The following is an 18,902-nucleotide window of genomic DNA, read 5'->3' as shown; positions in this document are numbered from 1 at the left end:
TTCTCGAGCAGGTCTGGTCCCGCCCGACCTGCGAAGCGAACGGCATTACGGGCGGCTATACCGGCGAAGGATTCAAGACCGTCATCGCGTCCAAGGCATCCTCCAAGATCTCGTTCCGTCTGGTCGGCCAGCAAGATCCGGACAAAATCCGCGCGGCCTTCCGCGCCTATGTCCGCAGCAAGGTGCCAGCGGATTGCAGCGTCACCTTCAAGGAACACGGGGGCAGCCCCGCTATCAGCCTGCCCGTCGACGGTGAATGGCTCGGCCGGGCGCGCCAAGCGCTCGGCGAAGAATTCGGGCGTGATGCGGCGCTGATTGGCTGCGGCGGCTCGATTCCTATCGCTGGCGACTTCAAGCGTATGTTGGCCATGGACTCCCTGATGATCGGCTTTGGCCTCAGCGATGATCGCATCCACTCACCCAACGAGAAATACGATCTCGCCAGTTTTCACCATGGGATCCGCTCCTGGGCGCGTATCATCGGCGCCTTCGCCGCGTCGCGCGGATGAGGCAGCCATGAGGCAGCCTTTGACCATCACGGGCAAAGATCCCGCGACAGGCCGCGCGCTCGCCATTGACGTTGCAGACGGGCTGATAGCCTCGATCGCGGCGGGGCCGGAGCATGAGAGCGTCTGGCTCGCCCCCGGCCTCGTTGACCTGCAGGTCAACGGCTTCAACGGTCATGACATCAATGGCAGCGCGCTGACCGTCGCGACGGTCGAGGCTCTGACGGACGCCATGCTGCGGGTCGGGGTCACGACCTTTCTGCCGACGATCATCACCGCGTCCGAGGAGGCGATCGTCGCAGCGCTCCGTGCGATCGCCGCGGCGCGCGCCGGCAATCCCCGTATCGCCCATGCGATCCCCTTCGTCCATGTCGAGGGCCCTCACCTCTCGCCGGAGGACGGCCCGCGTGGGGCGCATCCGCGCGCTCACGTCCGACCGCCAGATATCGAGGAATTCCGACGTTGGCAGGCCGCGAGCGGCGGCTTGGTCGGCCTCGTGACACTATCACCGCACTATCGGGAAGCGCCGGCTTATATCCGCGCGCTGACGCGAGAGGGCGTGCATGTCGCGATAGGCCATACCGGCGCGTCTCCCGCTGAAATCACGGCGGCGGTCGATGCGGGGGCGAGCCTGTCCACCCATCTCGGGAACGGCGCGGCGGCCACTCTGCCCCGCCACCCTAATTTCATCTGGACGCAGCTTGCCGAGGATCGCCTCACCGCGACTTTCATCGCCGATGGGCACCATCTTCCTGGAGATACCTTCCGGGCCATGCTGCGCGCAAAGGGCCTGGAACGTGCGGTGCTGGTCTCGGACGCAGTCGCGCTCGGCGGCCTGCCGCCCGGCGTCTACGATCAGCCGATCGGCGGCCGTGTCGAATTGACTGCCGATGGCCGGCTTGGAGTAGCGGGTACGCCCTTCCTCGCTGGTGCGGTGCGGCCCCTCGCAGATTGCGTGGCGCAGGCGACGATCATGGGAGGCTTAACCCTCGGTGACGCCTTAAAGCTCGCAACGGTCAACCCCGGCCGCTTCGCGAGCAACCGCGGCACCATCCGGGTGGGGGCGCCCGCTGATCTCATCCGCTTCCGTTGGGCGCCGGGCGATTCAACCTTGTCGCTCGAGGCGGTCTTCGTCCAAGGAGAGCGGCGCGTCTGACGGCTGCACGGTAATGTGCAACCTTTCATCTCCAGCAACGTTGAAGCTCTGTGGCGCAACGCGGAGAATGATCAATGCCGCCCATGGAGATCGTGGATATTCCCATAAGTTCACCGCCCGGCCGGTTGTCCTTTGTCTCTAAGGCAAAGCGTCTCCTGAAACGGAGAACCTCACGGCGCATGGCGCCTTTGGCTGCCTTCCCGGAATTCCTCAAGGCCGCGTCAATCCTTGGGATCGGCGCATTGCTTGGCGCTATCATCTATTCTCTGCCCGCGACGGCTCAGGAGCCGGTCGAGGCGGCGGCATGCCGGAAAGCCTCCATCGAAACGTTGAAGCAAGCCGGCGGCAACTCGCCCCTGAAGGACGTCAAGCTCGATCTCGACAGCCTCACTCTTGCGAAAGCGAACGCCGAAATCGGAGGTGTCAAGATCACCACTGTCCTAATCGGCCAAGCAGCTATCCAACGCGAACACTCGGATGAGCCCCATACTTTTCTGTGTCTGCTTGGCGAGAAGGAGAAGGTGCTGATGACCTTCTTCACGAAGCGTTGAAGGAAACACCGATACTAGTAAGGATGACTGAGGGCTGCGAAAGCCACCACCGAGCTTTCGCAGGACAAACGGCACGCAATAAACTATTGAAATTTATAGATTTTTATGCCCGGGAGACCGTGTCCCAGCACGTCGCACTGCAGGTCGTCCGAAGCAGATACAACTAAAACTCCGCAGCCGCGCTAACGTTACTTCAAACTAGATAATGCAGACCATGTGCGGAGCGGTACCAGCCCTACGAAGTTTGAGCTAGACTGTAACATGCGCTTCTTTCGGCCCGGCAGCGACAGCGGCCTTACGATGTGAAACGCTTCTTGGGAGCCTTGCCCACGTTCAAACGACTGAAGTGCACCACGTCATATACCATCGAGACATAGACCGCGAACAGTGCGTTGGGAGTACGATAAGTCCATGATCGAGTTGAAACGCCGCAGCTTTCTCTCCGGTCTGGCGGCCGGCCTCACGGGTCTCGGCCTCAGTGGCTGCGTAAGCCCGAACCCGGAACAGGCAAACCTTGGTCCCAGTACGGGGCGACGCATTGCTGATCGCGAGATCCCGCCTCCGGCGGATCTACCGGCGTCCGATGCGCAGGTCGCTTCCTATTACGGCCCTGTCGAGGGGGAGCGCTTCCCCGTGCGGGCCGTCAATCTATCCGAGATAAATCCTGCTTATCTGCGTCGCTCCGTGCCCTACTCCACGACGGAGCAACCAGGCACCATCGTCGTCGACCCTCGCCAACGCTATCTCTATCTCGTCCAGGAGAATGGACGGGCGATGCGATATGGCGTCGGCGTGGGACGCGAGGGTTTCGGCTGGTCAGGCGCCGCGACGATCAATTCAAAGCAGGAATGGCCAGACTGGTATCCGCCGAAGGAGATGATCCAGCGCCAGCCCGAGCTCAAGAAAGTGGCAAGCCAGTTGCAGAGCGGGCTCGGTGTTCCCGGCGGGCCGCATAATCCACTGGGCGCCCGCGCCATGTATCTGTGGCAGGGCAACAAGGACACTCTCTACCGCATTCACGGCACGCTTGAGCCGTGGACGATTGGCAAGAACGTGTCCTCCGGCTGCATTCGCATGATCAACCAGGACGCGATAGATCTCTACCAGCGTGTGCCAGTCGGCACCAAGGTCGTGGTTCTGCCCGCCGGTGGCGCGCAAGCCTGAGGCGATCACGCAAGAACGGCGGCGCATTGGAACGGCGTGCCGCACTCTCGGGCCGCGGCGCGGCACGCAGCCTCAACGGCGCGGATCCGATTCCGCGTCAAGATAGAGGCGACACGCCGGATGGAGCCGCAAAACGCTCGCCGGACAAGCCGTCTCGAGCGGGCCCTTCAATGCCCGGTCGACAGCCTCCCGTTTGGACGCACCAGGTACCACACAGAAGAGACGATCGGCGTCGAGAAGGCGCGGTATCGTAAGGGTGACCGCGCGCTGCGGCACTTCAGCGACGGTGGCGAAGGCGCCGTCATCAACCTGCTGTTGGCGACAGACGTCATCGAGCGTGACGATTTTGACTGATTGCGGATCAGCAAAGTCAGCAACGGGCGGGTCATTGAAGGCCAGGTGTCCGTTGACGCCTATTCCGAGACAAACGATGTCGATCGGCGCCTCCGCGAGATTTGCAGCATAGGCCGCAACTGCAGCATCGGCGTTCGAGCCGGGATCGATCAGGTGAACAGCGGCGAACGGCAGTCGATCGAAGATCGCTTGGCGCAGCCAATTCCCGAAGCGCTGGGGCGCATCGGCGGGCAGGTCCAGATACTCGTCCATATGGAAGGCTGTCACCCGTCGCCAGTCGATTCCGGGCTCGGCGATCAGCGCCTCCAACATGTCGTTCTGGCTAACGGCGGCGGCGAAGATCATCCGTACGCCTGGCTGGCGTGCCAATCGCGCCCTGAGCTCAGCGGCGACGTCGGCTGCGGCGGCGCGTCCCATCTCCAACCGCGTGCCAAAGGACAGAACGACCGGTCGCACAGTTTGCTGTCCTGCAACTGATTCCATCAGGTCTTCCCTCTCGACCTCTTCAATCACCCGCCGCCACGAAGAGACGGTATGGCGGTTCACGCCTTCCCCGAAGGTGCGCACACACCGCAAGCGTGTGAAACTCCTATGCAACCGATTGCATGTCAAGCCATCGAATTCTGCCCTATGATCCTTCCCAGGGTTCCTCAGCGAGGCGGTTTTCCGCTAGTCTCCTCGTGAAGCCAGATAGTTCGAGAACGATCGCGCGGGAAAAAGTTTGATGGACGACGAAACATCCCGGCGGCGCGTGCCCACCATCGATCAGGTGGCAGCCTTGGCGGGCGTCTCGCGCGCTACGGTTTCCCGCGCCTTCACGCGGCCGGAAATGTTGAGCGAAGCCACGGTCCAGCGCGTCAAGTCGATTGCCCGCGAAGTCGGCTATGTTCCGAATCAGGTCGCGCGGGCGCTGAGCACGGGCCGCCACGGCAATCTCGCGCTTATCGTGCCCGACGTCGCCAATCCGTTTTTCCCACCGCTGATTCGGGCTGCGCAGTTGCGGGCGGACGAAGCCGGCTTCTGCGTCTTCCTCGGTAATTCCGACGAACAGGCTGCGCGGGAGGACGTTCTCGTCGGCCGCTTCACCAGCCAGGTCGAGGGTATGATCCTGGTCTCTTCGCGTCTCGATGAAGAGCGTATCCGGCTTTATGCCGAGCGCCGGCCGATCGTGCTCGTCAACCGCGACGTTGGCGGCATTCCGAGGGTCCTCATCGACAGCGCCACCGGCATCACCGCCGCCCTCACGCATCTCATCGAACATGGCCATCGCCGCATCGTCTATGTCAGCGGACCATCCGCGTCGTGGTCCAATCAGCAGCGTCGCCTTGCCCTGCGTCGGGAGGCGACGAAGCGCGGCGTGGAGATCATTGCCGTTCCGGCTCGTCCTCCGACCTATGAAACCGGCTACGCGGCGACGGGACAGATCCTCGCCTCAAGGGCTACAGCCGCGCTGGCTTTCGATGATCTTGTCGCTCAGGGCCTTCTCGCGGGCTTGGCCGAACGCGGCATCGACGTGCCGGGCCAGTTCAGCGTTGTCGGCTGCGATGACGTGCTCGGCGCGACTACATATCCCCCGCTGACGACCGTCTCCGCACGTTGCAAGGAAGCAGGCCAGGTCGCTGCGGATCTGCTCATGGACCTCTTGAAAGTCAAAGCCATGCGCGATGTGCGCTACGTGCTTGAGTCCCATCTCGTCGTGCGGGGGACAACGGGACCGGCTATCGGCGCCTGATCGAATCTTCACGGCGGACGCCACGCGAAGGCCGCTTGACACGCAACCGGTTGCACGACACTTTTTCAGGAGAGGCGATCCAGAGCGCCAGCGTCAGAGGGGATCCGATCATGAATTTCGCAGAATCGACCAGCAGGAAGCCCGCAAGGAAGCGGCCCATCCTCGCCATCGCGGCGGCGACGCTCTTCGCATCCATGCTGCCCGCCCAAGCCGAGAAGCTCACGATCTGGGGCGGTTGGCCCGAGATGGAGCCCTTTTACAAGCGGGTCGGCGAGCAGTTGAAGAAGAAATACCCGGATCTGGAAGTCAGCGTCGAGCTGATCGCCCTGCGCGAGCACGAAAAGCGTAACGCGCTTGCGCTGCCCTCGGGGGCCGCCGCTGATGTCATCGAGATGGAGGTCGAGGCGACCCGGTATCTGGAAGGCGGCCTCGTTCCGCCCGCGCCGGACAACGTCGTGAAGTTCGTCAAGGACAGCAAGCATTTCGACAAATTCTTCCAGGATAGCGTCACCTTCGAGGACAAGATCTACGGCGTGCCGCTGTTCCGCGGGCAGACTGCGCTCTACTACAACACCGACATGTTCGCGAAGGCAGGCCTTTCCGGCCCGCCGAAGACCATGGAAGACTATACGCCTTACGCCGAAAAGCTGACGCAGCGCGACGCGCAGGGCAAGCCGACGGTCAGCGGCTGGAGCCTGCGCCTGTCGGGCGGCGGTCAGGGCGTGGCCGAGAAGTTCTGGATCAACCTGTTCCAGTTCGGCGGCAATTTGCTTGAGGAGAAGGACGGCAAATGGAGGGCGGCTTTCGCCAACGAGGCCGGACGCAAAGCTTTCAAGCAGTACGTCGACAACGTCCAGGTACTGAAAACAGTCACGCCGGAGATGAAGGCGGATGCGGAAGCCTTCGAGCTCGGTCAGACAGCCATGTTCATCCGCGAGTCCTGGGTGATTGGTGACATCGCCAAGAAGTCGCCCAATCTGAAATATGCCACCGCGCCGCTGCCGCGCGGCTCGATCGTCATTCCGGTCAATCTCTATGTGCCGACCAAACCCGGCAAGAAAGCCGACCTCGCCTGGGAGTACATCCTCCAGGCGAACGAGCCGGAAAACCTGCAGTGGCTCCTGGACAACATCGGCTGGCTGCCCAACCGAAAAGATGTCGATTACTCCGCCATCATTGCAAAGACGCCGGCCTTCGGCGCCTTCGTCAACTTTCCCACTGACTACAAGTTCTTCTCCCTGCCCGCGATCGCCCCGGCCAGCGAGATCCTGACACGCGTCGCAGCGCGCCTCGTCGACGGCTACACCAACCCGAAGCTCAAGGATGACGCCGCCATCGATGCGTTCCTCAAGGAGGCTGCCGCGGAGGTTGACACCATCCTTAAGCGTGAAGGCCTGCTCGCCACGCCCTGATCCGGCGTCTGCGACACGTGCCTTTAGCGCATCGCCGGTGTGTTTCTCCTCCCCAAACACACCGGCGAACTCTTCTTGGTCCCGAATGCGGAGAGAAAGCGTGCGGGAACTGGTCGGTACCTGGAATCGCAAGGGCTTTACATTCGCCATCCTGGCGCTCCTGCCCGCACTCATCATCTATACCCTCGTCCGCTTCATTCCCATCATTGAGACGTTGCGTCTCAGTCTGTTTCAGTGGAACCTGATCTCGCGCCGCAAGCCCTTCATCGGGCTGGACAACTTCCGTGAACTCGTCACCGACGCGCTTTTCCTCGAGGCCTTGCGCAACACGACGATCATTGCCTTCGGGGTGTTGGCGATCACCGTGCCGCTCGGCCTTGTCCTCGCCGCCCTCATCCACCATCGCACGAGGTCGCGTTTCGCGGGCTTCTACGAGACGTCGATCTTCATTCCGCACGTCGTCTCGCTCGTGCCCGCGGCCATGGCCTGGAAATGGATATTCGACGCACGCCTCGGCCCGCTCAACACCCTCCTGGGCTTTTTCGGGCTGCCACCGCAGGCCTGGCTGTTTGACCCGGTGCTCGCCATCATCTGCGTCATCGTCCTGTGCTCATGGCAAGCACTGGGCTATGCCGTCCTCATATTCCTCGTCGGCTTCAAGAACATTCCGCAGTCGCTCTACGAGGCGGCGCGGCTCGACGGCGCCTCGGCGCTGCAATGCTTTCGGCACATTTCCATACCGCAGCTCAAGCCGGTCCTTCTCTATGTCTCCGTGATCACGCTGATCGCGGCTTTCAACATCTACGCGCAGGTTTTTGTGCTCGCATCGGATTCGCAGGGCGCGCCGGGCAGGCTGGTCCGTGTGCTGGTGCTGGACATGCTGGAGAACAGCTTCCGCAACTATCGGGTCGGCTATGCCGCCGCCGAGGCCGTCATCCTGCTCGCCATCGTGCTCGCCCTCACGGCCATTCAGTTCAGAGTCTTCCGCGAAAAGGGCCGGGCATGAGCGACAGGTCCCTCTCCGCCACCGAAGCCGGCCCACGCGCGACCGCGGGTGAGCGCATCCTGAATGGCGTGATCGACGTCATCCTGATCATTTTCTGCATCCTGATGCTGCTGCCGCTGGTGTTCCTGGTGTCGAACGCCTTCAAGTCGCCTCAAGAACTGCTGCAGTGGCCGCCGACCATCATTCCCCGTGACGCAACCCTGGAGAACATCACCTCAGTTCTCGCCGAAACGCCCCTTCTGCGCTGGATCGGCAACACCTTCCTGTTCGCGGTCCTGTCCACCATCGCCATCGTCACGACCTCGGCGGTGTCAGGCTATGTGCTCGGCAAGTTCCGCTTCCCAGGCGTGCATATCATCTTCGGCATGATCCTCGCGACGGCCATCATCCCGTTCGAGGTCTATATGATCCCGCTCTATCTCGGGGTGCAGCAGCTCGGTCTTCTGAACTCGCTGTGGGGATTGCTCATCGGCTATCTCGTGATGAGCTTCGGCATCTTTCTCATCCGCCAGTATGTTATCGCGTCGATTCCGGACGAACTGATCGAAGCTGCCCGCATCGACGGGGCAAGCGAGAGCTGGATTTTTCTGAGGATCGTCGTGCCGCTGATGCGCGGCCCGCTCGGGACGCTCGCCGTGCTCGCCTTCTTCCAGTCCTGGACGGCGTTCACCTGGCCGATGATCATCACCGCCACCAAGGAAAGCTATACCCTGGAGGTCGGACTCGCGCTGTTTCAGACCGGCTTCACGGTCGATCTCGGCCGTCTCAGCGCCGCGGCGGCGCTCGCGCTCCTCCCGAGCATCCTGTTCTTCGCCTTCATGCGCCGCAATTTCGTGCAGGGTGTGGCATCGAGCGGGCTGAAGGAATAGCGGAGGACTACCATGCGCTTTGCCTTTGCCATGCGCGGGATCACACCGGCGACGCCGACCGAGCTCTCGGGCTTCGCGAGCCGCGCCGGGCTCGCTACCGGCACGCTCGATCCGCTGACAGCCCGGCTCCTTCTCGTGGAGGTGGGCGAGCGGCGCGTGGCCATCCTCGCCCTCGATCTCATCGGTGTGCCGGAAGATTTCCGTATCAGGCTCGCGCCGCAACTGCCTGGCGATATCGATCTCGTGCCTTGCGCGACCCACACCCATGCCGGTCCGCCCGTGCTCGCCCGCTCCATGCTCGGCCATGCCGATGCTGCCTATGTGGACAGCCTCGTCGCGACGACCTTGGATCTGCTGCAAGAGGCGAGCGCTGCTCTGCGGCCGGGCCGCATCAGCCCAATCAAGGTGCCGGTGCCCGGCATCGCCCACAACCGCCGCCTCGATGATGGCCCGGTCGATCACAACGCCGATGCGGTGGCCTTCTGCATGGAGAATGGCACGCTCGGCGCGCTCTGGGTGAACTTCGCCTGCCACCCGGTCGTGCTCGGGCCCGACAATCTTCGCTACAGCGCGGATTTCCCCGGTGCCGCACGTAGCCGGCTGGAGGAGCTCCTATCTGCGCCGGTGTTGTACACCACCGGCTGCTGCGGGCAGATCAACACCGGCCACAAGACGATGGACTCAATCCGCCAGAGCGGGATGTCCAGGCGCACCCCCGCAGAGGCTGAGCGGATCGGAACGCTGCTGGCGGATACGGTCGCCCCCGCTCTGCGCGGGCTGAAGGGGCAGCCTGTCGAGACGCTCGCCTACGGCGAGACCACCCGAGCCGCTGCTTTCGCCTCCGTCGAGACGTCGCAGCGTGTCCGGGTTGCCCACGAGGCGTCGCAGGTCCTCTCGAACCCCGCTGCGAGCTTTGGCGAGAAGGCCATGGCGCAGATCGACCGCGACTGGCTGGCACGCGCGCATGCGGGCACCGAGCTGACCGTCGGCGCGCTGCGGCTGGGCGATTTCACGGCCTTTTTTCTGCCCGGCGAGATATTCGTTGATCAGGCGCTGGCCTTGCAGGCTGCGGTCCCGGGAGCGTTGGTCGTTGGTTATGCCTATACCAACCCGGGCTACATCCCTCCCCTCACCGCCATCCCCGATGGCGGCTATGAAGTCGATATCGCCTGGCGTCCTTATGGCACGCCCGGCCCTTTCGCGCCCGGTACGGCAGAAGCGTTAGCGGAGGCTGCGCTGGCGCTGCTCTGACGGACGCGTCCATCACCGGTTCGTGGTTGATATCGAGATCCCCTTCCGGAGCTGCTGTGCAGCCCGCCGGGGATGTCACTCGGGGCTGATCCCTCCCCCCAGGGGAGGGGTCTCGCATCAGCGAGGTCGGGTGGGGTCACGCGGCTTGAGCCCATGCTCGCAGGCTAGCCATATTGCCGTCGGGTCAGCGTCAGGCAGCCCCTACCCGGCGCCTGCGGCGCCACCCTCCCCTGAGGAGAGGGATCGGCGCGGCGTGACTGACTTGATGACACCCCGGGAGGGCGGAGACGTCTCGGCTCGCTCAGTGAGATCGCGCAAACCGCCACATTCACGCCCACTCCAGCGCCCTGCCCCCGGCAGCCGCGCTCTCCTGGGCGAGGATTGCGATGCGCGTGGCGCGCAGAGCGTCCGGCGTCGGCACCGCGAGCGGCTCGCCCCTCGCCAGATGGTCGAGCGCGAAGCGCGCCGGCGGTTCGCCGGGCGGCAATGGCCACTCGCGCAACGGCGTGTCATGGGTTTCGACCAGCAGCTTGTCCTCGGCGAACAAGACATCCGCCCGCCCCCGGGTGCCGGTGATGCGCATGGCGTAGTCGCCATGACGGGGCGAGGCCTCGGGCTGCAACCAGTCGACCTCTACTGCGACCTGCGGTCCTCCTTCAACGGTGAGGATCGCGCGCCCGGCGCCGGGAAAACTCCGTTTGCCCGGAAGGACGCCGACACCCGGCGCGTCGATCGCCGATACCCAGCCGGCAACTGTCCCGCGCGTGCCGCCGATGAGCCATAAGGCAAGATCGATATCGTGCACGGTCAAGTCGGCGAGGATGCCGCCGTATTGGTCCGCGTCGAACATCCAGCCCGGCCGCCGCGCGGCGTAGAACTTGTGCGGACCGGTCGCATGAATCGTGACGATCTCGCCGATAACGCCATCGGCGACGAGGCCGCGCAGCGCCAGCGTTACCGGATAGAAGCGCTTCTCCAGCATCAAGGCGACAAGCGGCCGGCCGTCGAGCGCTGCCTCCAGCGCGTCCAGGCCGGCCCGCGTGACCGCCAGCGGCTTGTCGACGATGGCGAAAATCCCGCGCTGAGCGAGAGTCGTGACGATGCCGGCGCGCGCGCCGAACTCGGTCACAACGGATGCCGCGTCTATGCGATGCCGCTCGAGCATCGTCTCCACCTCTGCATAGCCGGGCGCCCCGGTGCGCTGCTCCAGGGTCGCGCGGCGCGCTGGATCATGCTCCACCACGGCAACGATGCCGACGTCATCACGCCTCGCAACCTCATCGAGCACATAGTCCACGTGCTGATGCGCCGCGCCGATCACCGCGATCTCAATACGCCCTGCCACGGCTTACTCCTCCCCGCCGACGGGAAACTCTGCAATCTCAACCGCGCGGCCTTCCTCGGACGAGCGGTAGATCGCGCTCGCCACCCGCACGGCCTCGAAACCGTCGCGGAAACTCACGGCCGGCGCGCGCCGCTCGTCTATGGCAGCGATGAAATCCTGCCATTGCTGCACATGGCCCGCGATGCCGATGTCGCCCGGATTGGCCGCGCCGCTCGCAATCCCGGAGCTTGCACCGGGCGCCGGCACGTCGGGGAAATCCCAGCGCACGACACTTGCGTGCTCCACCGTGAAGGCCCCTCGATCCGTGAACATCCGCAGGCCGGCGGGATGGCCCGGCGGCGTCGCCGTCGTGGTGACGAGCGTACCGATGGCGCCACTGGCGAAGGTGAGAATCGCCGCCGTCGTGTCCTCGATAGGCAAGTCATGACCCAACGTCGTCGCGATGCCTTGCACGCGAACCACAGGACCAAACAGCCAAAGCATCAGGTCAAGGCTGTGAACGCCCTGGTTGAACAGGGAACCACCGCCATGACTAACCTCAGCGCGCCATGGCTTTTCCCGGTAATACTCCGGTGAGCGCCACCAATGCACATCCGCCTCGATCAGCCGGGGAGCTCCAAGACGCCCCGCGCGTAGCGCATCGTGGATATAAACATGTTGCGGCTCCAAGCGCCGCTGCGAAACGACACCGCAGGTGAGCCCGGCCTGCTCACCCTGCACGACGAGCCGCGCCGCCTCGTCCCAGTCAACGCACAGCGGCTTCTCGACGAGCACATGCCGCCCATTCGCGATGGCCTGGGCTGCCGGCGCGTAATGCGCGCCGCTCGGCGTCGCGATGACAACGATATCGAGATCGGCGGCATCGATCATCTCCTCCGCCGTCGCGAACCATCGAGCCGCGTCGCCACCGGCCAGCACGGCCGCGTCCTCCGGCGCGCCACCCGCCACGGCCGCAAGCCGCAGGCTCTCGATCTCCGCGATGGCGCGCGCATGTGTCTGACCAATCGCGCCTGGCCCGATCAATCCAACCTTGAGATCCGGCATCCGTAGCCCTTCCATTCAACCCAGAGTTCTTCCCATCGGGACCCGGGCTTCTCACCCCAGTGCCTTTTATCCAAGCGCCTTGGCCATGGCAGCGATGACGGCCGCATGCACCTCTTCATTCGCGAGCAGGACGTTCTGTGGGAGCCACCAGCTTTGCGCTGCCGCCTCTTCCGTAACCGGCAGGTCATCCACCGGCCGGCCACCGAGCGCGGCGACCTCGGCCCGTATAGCCGGCATGCGATTGATCGGCGGATAGCCGGCACTTGCCGGAATGCCCGCCTCCTGCAACGCGGCTACCACAGCATCGCGCAATGCCTTGTCACGACGGGCGGTCGCGAGTTGCCAGGGCATCAGATGACGCGCGTGCCGGATGGTACGCACAGGCTCCACCACCTGGACCGGAAGGCCTTCCGCTTCGGCCAAGCCTGCGAGACTCTTCCAGCCTGCAGCACGCGCCGCGTCCATATCAGCCAGCGTGTCGAGCATCGAGTCGGCCAATACGCCCTGCATCTCGGTCATGCGCAGGTTCCAGCCGACGCGGTCGTGCTGATACCAGCCGCCGCCACGGCTGCGGCCGGCGTTGTGCAGCGACCAAAGGATGTCACCGAACTCGGCATTGTCGGTCAGGACCGCCCCGCCCTCGCCCGCCGCGACGTTTTTGCTGGTCTGGAAGCTCAGGGTCGCCATGTCGCCGAGAGTGCCGACGCGGCCGTCGACATGGGCGGCGTCGATCGCCTGCGCGGCATCCTCGATCACGACGATGCGCGATCCTGCAAGCTTTTGCCTGATGGCATGAGCCTCGGCGACCGCCCCGGCGAGATGTACAGGAATGACGGCACGCGTCTTTGGACTCACCTTCCTCTGCACATCGTCGGGATCAATCATCAAGGTGGTCGGATCGATCTCGGCGAAGACGGGAATTGCGCCGAGAAGTAAAGGCGCGCTCGCCGTCGCAAGAAAGGTGTAGGCCGGAACGATGACCTCGTCGCCCGCGCGCACATTCGCCGCCTTCAGCGCCAGCGCGATCGCGATGGTACCGTTGGCGCAACAGGTGGCCGCGCGCACACCGTGCAAGGCCGCCAGCCGTTTGGCGAGCGCTTCCACGACATGTCCCTGGGTGCTCCCCCACAGGCCTGAGCGCACGACTTCAACGATCCGGCTCTCGACCTCCACCGATGGCGTCGGCGGCCAAGGGGGGATCAGGCGTGCGAGCGCCGGCTGTGCTGCACCGGCCTTCAATACCTCTGCCATTTTCCCCGACCCTCCACCTGTGCGCCCCTCGAACACCGCCCGCGGCCGCTCTTGGACGAGCCTGCACATTCGGGTTGGCGGGACTATTTCGCTCTATTCTGCAGCAAAGGTCAATGAAACCGATTGCATAAAATGCGCAGTTGGTGGAGCGCTGTGTCCCCAGCGCATTTCTCCATCGCCAAAAAGGATTTCATAAGAAGCTGGGGATCTCGTGAGGCGGTGCGCGTTTCACGGAACTGCGCTTGGTTTGGCCTCCGCTTGGTGTCCTCATGCAACCGATCGCAGGGTCGGAAAGGGAACCGCGCGGTCTGTCCCGCTCGGCAAGCGGCATGCGGTCTCTAGACCGCGACACCACCCCGAGGGGCCCGCACGTCGACGCTCTAGGGCCCTTCACGCTCCCCGATTTCGACGTTCAAGAGATTACACGCGCCTTAACGTGAGTGGCGAATCGGATAATCAGCGTCGAAGGACGAATCGTTGGCGGACTATGAGGGAAGGACGGCGGTCGCCTCGATCTCAATGAGCGCTTCGGGCTCCACCAGTCGCACGACCTGTACGGTCGCCATGGCGGGGAAATTGCGACCGAAGAATTCACGGTAAGCGGCCCCGAGAGCCCGACCGTCGGCTAGATACGCATCGATGTCGGTTACATACCAGGTGAGGCGAACCAAATGCTCGGGGCCAGCCCCCGCCTCCGCCAGGATTGCAGCGATATTGGCGAAGGTTTGTCGGGCTTGCGCGACGAAACCTTGCGGAAAACGCCCCTCCGCGTCCCACCCCACGATGCCGCCCGTCACCACGACGCGCCCTTCGGCCATCATCCCATTGGCATAACCCTTCGGGCGCGGCCAGCCCGGGGGCTGAAGAACTGTGTGCACAGGGCCGTTCGCGACGGGAGCCGTTCCAACCACATCGGAATGTCCGTTGATCTTGTCCGCCATAGCCCTCTTGCCGCTCCCTCGATGCGCCGCCGGCCATGCTCATCGCCGGCATGCCGGCAGGTCCACGCCCCGCCCAATGCCAACTTGATAATTTAAACTTGAAATATTTTCCGTGCAACCCGAGCCGCGCGTGCCTCCCATGGCGCGTTGACAGGCGCTATCAGGAGGCGCAAGAGGCCTTCCACAACAGCTTGAGAAACACGCGTAGCAAGGTGCGGTGGGGCGGGGTTGGCGCGTGCAGCCTTGAACTTCCCTTTGCCCCCTGGCACGCATTCTCAACCGCCGTGTCTACAAAACACCACGCAGCCGAGGTCTTGGCCCATGTTTTCACTTCAGAACCTGCTCTCGGTCGCTGAGGTCTTGCGGGACGTTTCGCAATCTCTCATCCTGCCGCGCTTCCAAAATCTGGACGAGGGCGCCATCCGTGCGAAAACCTCAATCCATGACCTTGTGACGGATGTTGACGAAGCGGCGGAACGCGCGTTGACACCTGCGCTCAACAAGCTTTTCCCAGCTGCAGTGATCGTCGGCGAGGAAAGTACGGCCGCGGATCCGAGCCTGCTCGGTCGCATCGGTGGCGCGGAGCTCGCCTTCGTTCTCGATCCCATCGATGGCACCAAGAACTTCGCTTCGGGCCTTCCCCTTTTCGGGGTCATGGTCGCGGCGATCGAGCGAGGCGAGGTGGTCGGGGCCATCATCCATGATCCTGTCATGAACGATTTTGCCTGTGCGCTGCGTGGCGAGGGCGCCTGGGTGGAGCATCGCGATGGGCGCCGGGTCGATCTGCGGGTCGCCGCGCCCGTACCGATACACGATATGAACGGCCTCGTCTCCTGGGCTTACCTGCCAGAGCCGGAACGATCACGGGCTACCGCAAATCTCTCGCGCTTTGCGGTGACGAGCAGCTACCGTTGCGCTGCCCACGAATATCGCCTCCTCGCCGGCGGCCATTGCGACTTCGCGGTCTATGCGAAGCTGATGCCCTGGGATCATGCGCCCGGCTGGTTGCTTCATCGCGAGGCAGGCGGATATTCCGCGCGCTTCGACGGCTCAGCCTATCGGCCGACGCTGCATGGCGGAGGACTGATCTGCGCGGCTGACGAGGCAAGTTGGAATGCCATCAAGGACGCGCTTTTTGACGACGGCCGCTGAATTCCCCGGCCTGCACAGCTCATTCCGAAGCTTGCCTGGGGACAAATCGCCATCTTCAGAATTCTCTGCGATAGGCTCTTGCATTCCGTCCGGCTTTACGGCATGAAGCACCCATCGGCGCCGCCGCAGCGGCCGCCAGATGGATGCGGGTGTAGCTCAGGGGTAGAGCACAACCTTGCCAAGGTTGGGGTCGAGGGTTCGAATCCCTTCGCCCGCTCCAGTTTCTCAAATATCAAAGGCTTGGCACGGCGACCTTCGGGTCGCCGCCTTTGTTTTCAGCCCGATGAACCACCCGGACCGGGCAGATGAGCTGGCGGCTCAGCCAAGGCTCCGCGCACCTATCATCCCGCCTCTGTCCGGCCCCATCGTTCACGCCCGCTGCCGCCCTTATCTTCAGGGTCTCGCAGCACTGGAACGTTGCGCCGCGTAGGTTCCAAAAAGAGCGAGGATCGCGAGCGCGAGCGGAACAAACGATAGCCACAGGACGGTGTTCCAGCCGTAGGCGGCCAACAGCCCGCCGGACAGGAAGGAGCCGATTGCCATGGTTCCGAATACCGCAAAGTCGTTGAGCGACTGGACCCGGGCCTTTTCGTCCGAGCGATGACACTCCAGCACAAGCGCGGACGCACCCACGAACCCGAAGTTCCAGCCAATGCCGAGAAGGATGAGCGTCAGCCAGAAGTGCGCGATATCCACACCCAGTAGACCGACTGCCGCTGACGCGCCAGTCAGCGCCAGGCCAGCTGAGACGACGCTCGGCGCGCCGAAACGCGTTATCAGGCGTCCGGTGAAGAAGCTCGGAGCGTACATGGCCATGACGTGCCATTGCAGGCCGAGGTTGGACGCCTCCTGTGAAAGGCCGCACATGCGCATGGCGAGAGGGGCGGCGGTCATGAGGAAGTTCATCAGCAGATAAGAGACGACTCCGCAGATCACAGCCGCGATGAACCGGGGTTGCCGGGCAATCACACCGAGCGGTCGGCCGCCGGACATGTCAGCCGCAGTCGGCGCGGGAAGCCGAACTCCGAATAGAATGAAGGCCGAAAGGGCAGCCACCGCGCCTTGCGCCAGGAAGGTTGCCGCGAACATGTAGGGCATCCAGAGATACATCGTGTAGGTGACGAGCTGCGGCCCGATCACCCCGGCGAATATCCCGCCAGCCATGACGAAAGACAGCGCTCGCGGCCGCCGCTCAGGCGGCACACAGTCCGCGGCCGCAAAACGGAAGGACAGAACAACGGCGGCATAGACACCGCCCAAGAATGTCGCCGTGCAGAAAAGCCAGAACGAACTCAACATCACGGCTAGCGACGCCAGCAACCCCGCCAGCACGCCGCAGCCTGTTCCGGTCATGAAAGCAGCACGCCGTCCATGCCGCTGGGCGATGGCACCAGCGGGCAATGTGCTGGCCGCCATTCCGACCACGAAGATGGAAATGGGAAGCGTCGCCAGCGCAGGTGCAGGCGCTAGCATGTCCCCGACGATAGCCCCGGTCGCATAGACAATCACTGCATTCGCGCCGGCAAGCGCCTGCGCGATGGTCAATCTTGCGACATTGCTCCGCGCGTGGGGGTAGAGCGTCTCCGGGGATAGCTGGCCTGACGTGCGTGCGGAAGCGTGTGACATGGGGACTTCAGACGTTGGAATGATGGATCGAGCGGAGAGCGCTGGCCTGGTCTGCTGTTCCGCTTCGCATCAGGCCCGAGATACCTGTTTCTGCGCAGCGCAGACGGCATGTCTCCAGGTCCGAGCGGGGGGCGAGGCAGCAATCCCGCCCAATGCGATTGGTCGTTCACGGCATCCGACAGCAAAAACGATCGAAAAAGGCGGACTGGAGTTGTCGAGGGACGTAATGGCTCGCTTCTCCTTCGCGACGATCCGCGTTCAGCGGCGGGCAGCCGAGGCTCCCGGTCGCCATACTTAGCCGATGCTGGTGTGGCTGTATCTCGATGAGGTGACACGCTATATCGATTACACGCCATATTAGAGGTCGTTGCGCATGACGTGGACACCAATCACAGCGCCACCGAGCGCCTCGCCTCCGGCGCCGATGACGGTCCGCGCGCAGATCATTCCCGAACGGCACTATTTCCCCGAGCACTCGCATCAGTGGAACCAATTGGTCTATGCCGTCTCGGGGGTTTTGACGGTTTATGCCGACGGGCGATCATTCGTCGTCTCGCCGGATCAAGCCGTCTGGTTGGCGACGGGCATACGCCACCGCGTCGGATCTCTCCTTGGCGCCGAGTTCCGCAGTCTCTGGATAGCGAACGAGGCCGGCGCGGGTTTGCCGGAATCGGCGACGGTATTCAGCGTGTCGCCCTTGCTGCAGGCTTTGATCATCGAGGCGACGGCGATCGCAGGCCAAGACCCCTCGGATGGTTACGCTGGTCGCGTCACCGCGTTGATACTTGACCAGCTCAGGCGGGCGCCCCCCTTGCCAACCGCCTTCCCATGGCCCCGCACCGAGCCGCTGTCAGTCCTGTGTGAGGCGCTCTATCTCGATCCGGCTGACAGCCGCACGCCCGCAGAATGGGGACAGGAGTTGCGCATTTCGCCGCGAACGCTCGCCCGACGATTCGAGGCAGAGCTGGGCATGAGCTTGCGCTCATGGCGGCGGCGTTTGCGTCTGTTCAGATCGATCGAGCTGCTCGGAGGCGGTATGGGCGTGACCCAAGCCGCCATGGAGCTTGGATACAGTTCAACTTCAGCCTTCGTATATGCGTTCCGGATCGAAATGGGACTGAGCCCGCAGGCCTATATGCGCAAACATGCTACGCGTGCGATGCCGCAAAGTTCTTGAGCGAAGAGAATTTCAGCGCCACTGCAGCGTGCGTAATAAGCGGAATCGGTTTGAAGACGATCTGCACAAAGATTATTGACTAGCATTGGCAGCCTAAAGCTCCCGCCGGTATGCAAGATGTCGGGATATAGGCCCTCTTTCCTGATGGCGCTGGAGCGGCCCGGGATGGAGCTCGACCTCGACACAACCGCGAGGGCGCAGACGTGATTTCGTCCGAGCGCTCGCGGTTTCGGGCCTTCATCATTCGGACGAATGAAGAGCTTATGCTAGCGCAGCGTACGGCTTGGCAGCTGCGCTCCCGGCAGGCCTTGACGTGGCGCCGTGGATACCGACGCCCGAAATGACCTTCAACACCAACAGGACAT

At 63.6% G+C, this 18,902-nt stretch carries 17 protein-coding genes, 1 tRNA gene and 1 pseudogene (1 of these 19 running past the window's edge); 13 read left to right on the top strand and 6 right to left on the bottom strand.

Annotated features, from left to right (window positions below):
- The 4 genes from KIO76_RS10425 to KIO76_RS10410 all read left to right on the top strand — a co-directional run.
- Positions 1-509: the final stretch of a dipeptidase gene (locus KIO76_RS10425; protein WP_213323213.1), read on the top strand. The gene continues 889 nt to the left of window position 1, outside the view; the window shows 509 of its 1,398 coding nt (coding positions 890-1,398); its start codon lies beyond the left edge, outside the window; it ends in the stop codon at positions 507-509.
- Between the two features lie 7 nt (positions 510-516).
- Positions 517-1,662, top strand: coding sequence for an N-acetylglucosamine-6-phosphate deacetylase (locus KIO76_RS10420; RefSeq protein ID WP_213323211.1), 1,146 nt, complete (start codon positions 517-519; stop codon positions 1,660-1,662).
- A 179-nt stretch (positions 1,663-1,841) separates the two neighbouring features.
- Entirely contained in the window at positions 1,842-2,213 is a 372-nt protein-coding gene (locus KIO76_RS10415) for a hypothetical protein (RefSeq protein WP_213323210.1), read from the top strand.
- Between the two features lie 411 nt (positions 2,214-2,624).
- Positions 2,625-3,377, top strand: coding sequence for a L,D-transpeptidase (locus KIO76_RS10410; protein WP_213323209.1), 753 nt, complete (start codon positions 2,625-2,627; stop codon positions 3,375-3,377).
- Positions 3,378-3,449: 72 nt separating this feature from the next.
- Here KIO76_RS10410 and KIO76_RS10405 read toward each other — a convergent pair whose 3' ends face one another.
- Complete coding sequence (locus KIO76_RS10405) at positions 3,450-4,214, bottom strand: 6-phosphogluconolactonase (RefSeq protein ID WP_249729560.1); 765 nt, start codon at positions 4,212-4,214, stop codon at positions 3,450-3,452.
- A 241-nt stretch (positions 4,215-4,455) separates the two neighbouring features.
- Between KIO76_RS10405 and KIO76_RS10400 the strand changes: the two genes are divergently transcribed.
- From KIO76_RS10400 to KIO76_RS10380, 5 genes are all read left to right on the top strand, one after another.
- Positions 4,456-5,463 carry a LacI family DNA-binding transcriptional regulator gene (locus tag KIO76_RS10400; protein ID WP_213323208.1) on the top strand — a complete coding sequence of 336 codons (1,008 nt, stop codon included), beginning with the start codon at positions 4,456-4,458 and terminating at the stop codon, positions 5,461-5,463.
- A 110-nt stretch (positions 5,464-5,573) separates the two neighbouring features.
- Positions 5,574-6,875, top strand: coding sequence for an extracellular solute-binding protein (locus tag KIO76_RS10395; protein ID WP_213323207.1), 1,302 nt, complete (start codon positions 5,574-5,576; stop codon positions 6,873-6,875).
- Between the two features lie 100 nt (positions 6,876-6,975).
- Positions 6,976-7,881 carry a carbohydrate ABC transporter permease gene (locus KIO76_RS10390; RefSeq protein WP_291977082.1) on the top strand — a complete coding sequence of 302 codons (906 nt, stop codon included), beginning with the start codon at positions 6,976-6,978 and terminating at the stop codon, positions 7,879-7,881.
- A complete protein-coding gene (locus tag KIO76_RS10385) occupies positions 7,878-8,750 on the top strand; it encodes a carbohydrate ABC transporter permease (RefSeq protein WP_213323203.1) in 873 nt (290 codons plus the stop codon). The genes KIO76_RS10390 and KIO76_RS10385 overlap by 4 nt, the downstream gene beginning before the upstream one ends.
- A gap of 12 nt (positions 8,751-8,762) precedes the next feature.
- Positions 8,763-10,001, top strand: a complete 1,239-nt coding sequence (locus KIO76_RS10380) for a hypothetical protein (RefSeq protein WP_213323202.1) — start codon at positions 8,763-8,765, stop codon at positions 9,999-10,001.
- 328 nt (positions 10,002-10,329) lie between these two features.
- Here the strand turns inward: KIO76_RS10380 and KIO76_RS31585 are convergent, their stop codons facing one another.
- The 4 genes from KIO76_RS31585 to KIO76_RS10360 all read right to left on the bottom strand — a co-directional run bounded on the left by KIO76_RS31585 (position 10,330) and on the right by KIO76_RS10360 (position 14,582).
- Positions 10,330-11,346 carry a Gfo/Idh/MocA family protein gene (locus tag KIO76_RS31585; protein ID WP_213323201.1) on the bottom strand — a complete coding sequence of 339 codons (1,017 nt, stop codon included), beginning with the start codon at positions 11,344-11,346 and terminating at the stop codon, positions 10,330-10,332.
- 3 nt (positions 11,347-11,349) lie between these two features.
- Positions 11,350-12,390, bottom strand: coding sequence for a Gfo/Idh/MocA family protein (locus KIO76_RS10370; RefSeq protein ID WP_213323200.1), 1,041 nt, complete (start codon positions 12,388-12,390; stop codon positions 11,350-11,352).
- Positions 12,391-12,456: 66 nt separating this feature from the next.
- On the bottom strand, positions 12,457-13,641 hold the full coding sequence (locus tag KIO76_RS10365) for a DegT/DnrJ/EryC1/StrS family aminotransferase (protein WP_213323199.1): 1,185 nt from the start codon (positions 13,639-13,641) through the stop codon (positions 12,457-12,459).
- Positions 13,642-14,126: 485 nt separating this feature from the next.
- On the bottom strand, positions 14,127-14,582 hold the full coding sequence (locus tag KIO76_RS10360; protein ID WP_213323198.1) for a RidA family protein: 456 nt from the start codon (positions 14,580-14,582) through the stop codon (positions 14,127-14,129).
- A 321-nt stretch (positions 14,583-14,903) separates the two neighbouring features.
- Here KIO76_RS10360 and KIO76_RS10355 point away from each other — a divergent pair, with 321 nt between their 5' ends.
- Together KIO76_RS10355 and KIO76_RS10350 are read left to right on the top strand one after the other, a co-directional pair.
- Complete coding sequence (locus KIO76_RS10355; protein WP_213323196.1) at positions 14,904-15,734, top strand: inositol monophosphatase family protein; 831 nt, start codon at positions 14,904-14,906, stop codon at positions 15,732-15,734.
- 145 nt (positions 15,735-15,879) lie between these two features.
- A tRNA-Gly gene (locus KIO76_RS10350) sits at positions 15,880-15,954 on the top strand.
- 173 nt (positions 15,955-16,127) lie between these two features.
- Here KIO76_RS10350 and KIO76_RS10345 read toward each other — a convergent pair.
- On the bottom strand, positions 16,128-17,360 hold the full coding sequence (locus KIO76_RS10345; protein ID WP_213323195.1) for an MFS transporter: 1,233 nt from the start codon (positions 17,358-17,360) through the stop codon (positions 16,128-16,130).
- 373 nt (positions 17,361-17,733) lie between these two features.
- Between KIO76_RS10345 and KIO76_RS10340 the strand changes: the two genes are divergently transcribed.
- Both KIO76_RS10340 and KIO76_RS30925 read left to right on the top strand, forming a co-directional pair.
- Positions 17,734-18,537, top strand: coding sequence for an AraC family transcriptional regulator (locus KIO76_RS10340; RefSeq protein ID WP_213323193.1), 804 nt, complete (start codon positions 17,734-17,736; stop codon positions 18,535-18,537).
- 164 nt (positions 18,538-18,701) lie between these two features.
- Positions 18,702-18,881, top strand: a pseudogene (locus tag KIO76_RS30925) (hypothetical protein); the annotation flags it as partial.
- Positions 18,882-18,902 lie beyond the last annotated feature (21 nt).

The sequence above is a fragment of the Chelatococcus sp. YT9 genome (genome assembly GCF_018398315.1).
Lineage (GTDB): Bacteria > Pseudomonadota > Alphaproteobacteria > Rhizobiales > Beijerinckiaceae > Chelatococcus.
The sequence above is the reverse complement of the archived record's forward strand: the minus strand, read 5'-3'. Positions and strand labels throughout refer to the sequence as shown.

Coding starts and splice junctions, on each gene's coding strand:
- KIO76_RS10385 (WP_213323203.1), top strand. CDS start 7,878: ATGAGCGACAGGTCCCTCTCCGCCACCGAAGCCGGCCCACGCGCGACC.
- KIO76_RS10400 (WP_213323208.1), top strand. CDS start 4,456: ATGGACGACGAAACATCCCGGCGGCGCGTGCCCACCATCGATCAGGTG.
- KIO76_RS10420 (WP_213323211.1), top strand. CDS start 517: ATGAGGCAGCCTTTGACCATCACGGGCAAAGATCCCGCGACAGGCCGC.
- KIO76_RS10355 (WP_213323196.1), top strand. CDS start 14,904: ATGTTTTCACTTCAGAACCTGCTCTCGGTCGCTGAGGTCTTGCGGGAC.
- KIO76_RS10340 (WP_213323193.1), top strand. CDS start 17,734: ATGACGTGGACACCAATCACAGCGCCACCGAGCGCCTCGCCTCCGGCG.
- KIO76_RS10395 (WP_213323207.1), top strand. CDS start 5,574: ATGAATTTCGCAGAATCGACCAGCAGGAAGCCCGCAAGGAAGCGGCCC.
- KIO76_RS10405 (WP_249729560.1), bottom strand. CDS start 4,214: ATGGAATCAGTTGCAGGACAGCAAACTGTGCGACCGGTCGTTCTGTCC.
- KIO76_RS10380 (WP_213323202.1), top strand. CDS start 8,763: ATGCGCTTTGCCTTTGCCATGCGCGGGATCACACCGGCGACGCCGACC.
- KIO76_RS10360 (WP_213323198.1), bottom strand. CDS start 14,582: ATGGCGGACAAGATCAACGGACATTCCGATGTGGTTGGAACGGCTCCC.
- KIO76_RS10345 (WP_213323195.1), bottom strand. CDS start 17,360: ATGTCACACGCTTCCGCACGCACGTCAGGCCAGCTATCCCCGGAGACG.
- KIO76_RS10410 (WP_213323209.1), top strand. CDS start 2,625: ATGATCGAGTTGAAACGCCGCAGCTTTCTCTCCGGTCTGGCGGCCGGC.
- KIO76_RS10370 (WP_213323200.1), bottom strand. CDS start 12,390: ATGCCGGATCTCAAGGTTGGATTGATCGGGCCAGGCGCGATTGGTCAG.
- KIO76_RS10365 (WP_213323199.1), bottom strand. CDS start 13,641: ATGGCAGAGGTATTGAAGGCCGGTGCAGCACAGCCGGCGCTCGCACGC.
- KIO76_RS10415 (WP_213323210.1), top strand. CDS start 1,842: ATGGCGCCTTTGGCTGCCTTCCCGGAATTCCTCAAGGCCGCGTCAATC.